Below are 4,081 nucleotides of genomic sequence, written 5' to 3'. Positions count from 1 at the left end.
GGCTCGCTCGATGAGATGGCCCAGGTGGTCGTCGCGCTCCTGCAGCCGTATTTGCAGCCCGATAATTATTAAACCTATTTAGGGGATGTTGTACTAGACTTCAATTCCTGTTGCATTCCAAAAAACGTGTCAAATTGGAGACGCCATGAGAAGAACAGGAATGACCGCCGCTGGCATGCTGTTGGGGTCGCTGTCGCTTGGCACTTATGCTCAGTCAAGTGTCACGCTGTACGGCGTAGCCGATGCCGGTATCGAATACTTGTCGAACGCGCCGTCGTCAAGGGGCGGTAGCAACCTGGTGCGCATGTCCGCCGGCAACCTGTCGACCTCGCGCTGGGGCCTGCGGGGAACTGAGGATCTCGGTGGCGGCCTGAAGGCCGTGTTTGAGCTCGAGAGCGGTTTCTCGCTCGATACCGCCCAGTTGAGCAACGCCGGCCGCTTGTTTGACCGCGGTGCGCTGGTGGGTCTGTCCAGCCCGTACGGTCAGTTGACCTTGGGGCGTCAGACAACGGTGCTCTACGATACGGCCATCCAGTTTGATCCAATGGGATTCGCGCCGCGATACTCCCTCTACAAGAGCGATGACACCATTGCCGGCCGCGCGGACAATTCCATCAAGTACAAGGGTACTTTTGGCGGCCTGACCGCCTTGGCGCTCTACAGCTTCGGGCGCACCAACGGCGGCGAAGTCCCCGGCGAGCCAAAGGTGGACAGGGAGGTGAGCGCGGGGCTGGTGTATGCGTTCGGGCCGTTTTCCGTGGGCGCCCTTTACGACGAATACCGGGGCCCAACGGTGGCCTCGCAAGGGCTGAAGGACCGGCGTGCGCTCGTGAGCGTGAGTTATGGGATCGGTCCTGCGAAGCTGTACGCCGGCTACCGCTGGCTCAACGGCAATATCTCGGCCTCCCCCACCGACACTCGCTCCAACCTGTATTGGGCGGGCCTACGCTATCAACTGACCTCGGGCTTGTCCCTCACGGGCGTGGCGTACTACACGGATGTGCGTGGCTCCGGGGCGGATCCGCTGATGTTTGTGGCATCCACCGATTACGCCTTCTCCAAGCGCACCGACGTGTACTTCAACGTCGGTTACGTGCGCAACAAAGGAGGCTCGCAGCTCGGGTTGAACGGCTTCAACGCCAGCAGTGGCGCGCCCGTCAATGTGGCGCCGGGAGCCAATCAGACTGGCGTGGTGCTAGGCATGCGGCATAAGTTCTAAAAGTCCAAGCCATCGATGGCCAAACGGTTGAAAGGTCCTTTTACCGAAGGACCAGTAGCCACGGCGCAACGTCGTGGCTATTTTTACATTTGGCCTCACCCGATGCTGGCGCCGGCGGTGCAAAAGGCGGCTAGCCGCGAGCCTCGCCGCGCCGGCGCGGAAACGTCAAGACAAAACGCGTCTTACCGCCGGACGATTCGACCGAGATCTGGCCGCCGTGGGCAACCATAATGGCTTGCGTGATGGAAAGGCCCAAGCCCACGCTATCGGAGTCCGCCCGGGTCCGTGACTTGTCCGCGCGGAAGAAGCGACCGAAGAGCGAGGGTAGCAACTCGGCGCTGATCTCCTCGCCTTCGTTCTCCACCACGATGGTGGTGTGGCCCGCCTGCTCGCGCGCCTCCACGACAATCTGCTTGCCCTGGGGCGTATAACGCAGCGCGTTGGAAAGCAGGTTGCTGAGCGCGCGACGCAGCATCAGGCGGTCGCCAGCAATTTTTGCCTGCCCCTGCAGTCGCAGGTTCACGCCCTTGTCCTCCGCCAGGGCGTCGTAGAAGTCGAACAGCGCCTGCACCTCATCGGCCACGTTGATCGCTTCCTCGTTGGGCAGCGTGATGCCATGCTCCATCTTTGCCAGGTACAGCATGTCGGAAACCATCCGCCCAAGCCGCTGCAACTCCTCCGCATTGGAAGCCAGGACCTCGCGGTATTTGGCGGCGTCACGGGGCTGCGCCAGCACGACATGGGTCTGGGTCATCAGGTTGGTGATCGGCGTGCGCAGTTCGTGAGCCAGGTCGGAAGAGAATTCCGACAATCGTCGGAAGTCATCCTGCAACCGTTCCAGCATCGCGTTCAACGTTGTGGCCAGATCCGCCATCTCGACCGGCACAGCATCCACCGGCATGCGCGCGTCCAGCTTGTTCGCGGTGACGCCCTTGGCACGCGACGCCATCATGCGCAACGGTGCCAGCCCGCGCCGCGCGGCCCACCAGCCAAAGAGGCCGCTGGCCACGACCGCCAGGGTCGTATAAAACGCCAGCGATTGACGGAATGCGTGCATGAAGTGGGCGTGAATTTCCGTGTCCATGCCGACCACGACACTCAACGGCCCGACCCGCGTGTCCGAGACGGCGACCTGCGCGCGCATGCCACGGTATTCCTGCGCGCCCTCCTGCCAGACAAAGGTGTCGTCGTGGGCGGACTGCCGCGCGATGGCCTCGAAAGCTGCGCCAAAATCGAAGCCCTGGGTGGCATACAGACGATGCCCGTGGGCAGTCCGTACCTGTGCGACGAACCCGCGATGGTGATCGACCATTTCCTTAAGCCGCTCAGGCAATTGCTCCGCCGGCGTCTCCCGCGCAATCTTTTGGATCAGGCGAATGTTGTCGCCGAGCACCACATGGTCCTCGTTGATGAAATGGCGATCCATCGCCAGCCAAATGAGCACGCCCAGACCGAGCATTACGACGGCCGACGAGAGCGAAAACAGGATGGTCAGGCGCATCGTCAACGACAGCCGATGCTTCATCCCTGCTCCTCCGGCGCTTCCAGGACGTAGCCCATCCCGCGAACGGTCTGAATCAGCTTGGTCTCGAAATCATCATCGATCTTCGCTCGCAAGCGGCGAATGGCAACATCGATCACATTGCTGTCGCTGTCAAAGTTCATGTCCCAGACCTGGGAGGCAATCAACGAGCGCGGCAGCACCTCTCCTCGCCTGCGGGCGAGCAGCTCGAGCAGTGCAAACTCCTTGCTGGTCAGCGCAATGCGGCGACCGGCACGAGACGCCCGACGCCGGCCCAGATCCAGCACCAGGTCGCCCACCTGAATGCGGTCCATCGCCAGCTGTACGGTACCGCGACGCAATAACGTCCGGACCCGGGCCAGTAATTCCGAGAAAGCGAAGGGCTTTACCAGGTAGTCGTCTGCGCCCAGTTCCAACCCCCTGACCCGGTCGGCCACGCTGTCACGGGCGGTCAGGAACAAGACCGGGACCGGGTTGTCCGCGGCACGAATGGTCTGCAGAATGCGCCAGCCATCGAGATCCGGTAGCATGACATCGAGGATAATCAGGTCGTACGCTTCGTTAAGCGCCAGGTGTTGTCCGTCAAGCCCGTTGGCGACCAGGTCGACCACGAACCCGGCCTCGGTCAGCCCCTGGCGCAGGTACTCGCCGGTCTTGGATTCATCCTCTACCACCAGCAGCTTCATCTTCGGCCTCCCCCTTTGCGTTCGGATCTGCGCCAGCCCCTTGGGCTGGCTTCTATAAGGGGGTAGTCTACCCAGAGGCTCTGGGAGTGACTTCGACCTTACCAGAATGTAATGTTTGAGTAAGTTGACGGTAGCCTCGATCTGGTTACTCTCTTCCTGCCGTCTCCGGCCGCGGCCCATTCAAGCAAAAAAGGACTATTTCATGCGACGTGACCGACCGTCTGGCCTTGTGCTGCCTAGCCTGCGGCGCCGCCGGTTTGTACAGGGCCTGGCCGCCGGCGGCGTTATGGCGGGACTGCCTGGTATTGGCGGCAGCGCTTGGGCGCAGGCGTCGGAGCGGCCGACAAATGCCTCCTACGGCACCGCGCCAGTGCTCCGCGGCACCGAATTCGACCTCGTGATCGGCGAGTCGGTGGTCAACTTCACCGGAACCCCGAGCGTAGCGACCACCATTAACGGGATGTTGCCAGGGCCGACGCTGCGCTGGCGACAAGGCGAGACGGTGACGATTCGGGTGACGAACCGCTTGCGCGAGCCTACGTCGATTCACTGGCACGGGATCATCCTGCCGTTCCAGATGGACGGCGTGCCGGGCATCAGCTTTGCCGGCATTGCCCCAGGCGAGACCTTCACCTACCGCTTCAAGGTCGACCA

At 62.1% G+C, this 4,081-nt stretch carries 4 protein-coding genes; 2 read left to right on the top strand and 2 right to left on the bottom strand.

All coding sequences use genetic code 11. The annotated features are described in order from the left end of the window. Nucleotides 1–160: 160 nt before the first annotated feature. On the top strand, nt 161–1,219 hold the full coding sequence (locus AB1I47_RS33480; RefSeq protein WP_407935955.1) for a porin: 1,059 nt from the start codon (nt 161–163) through the stop codon (nt 1,217–1,219). A 130-nt stretch (nt 1,220–1,349) separates the two neighbouring features. Here AB1I47_RS33480 and AB1I47_RS33475 read toward each other — a convergent pair whose 3' ends face one another. Then, on the bottom strand, nt 1,350–2,744 hold the full coding sequence (locus AB1I47_RS33475) for a heavy metal sensor histidine kinase (protein ID WP_354687941.1): 1,395 nt from the start codon (nt 2,742–2,744) through the stop codon (nt 1,350–1,352). Beyond that, on the bottom strand, nt 2,741–3,427 hold the full coding sequence (locus AB1I47_RS33470) for a heavy metal response regulator transcription factor (RefSeq protein WP_354687940.1): 687 nt from the start codon (nt 3,425–3,427) through the stop codon (nt 2,741–2,743). The genes AB1I47_RS33475 and AB1I47_RS33470 overlap by 4 nt, the downstream gene beginning before the upstream one ends. Before the next feature lie 202 nt (nt 3,428–3,629). Here AB1I47_RS33470 and AB1I47_RS33465 point away from each other — a divergent pair. Continuing rightward, nucleotides 3,630–4,081: multicopper oxidase domain-containing protein (locus AB1I47_RS33465; RefSeq protein ID WP_354687939.1), on the top strand; the 452-nt coding region annotated here is incomplete at its 3' end.

It is taken from the genome of Cupriavidus necator (genome assembly GCF_040578825.1).
In the GTDB taxonomy this organism is placed as follows: domain Bacteria; phylum Pseudomonadota; class Gammaproteobacteria; order Burkholderiales; family Burkholderiaceae; genus Cupriavidus; species Cupriavidus necator_E.
The sequence above is the reverse complement of the archived record's forward strand: the minus strand, read 5'-3'. Positions and strand labels throughout refer to the sequence as shown.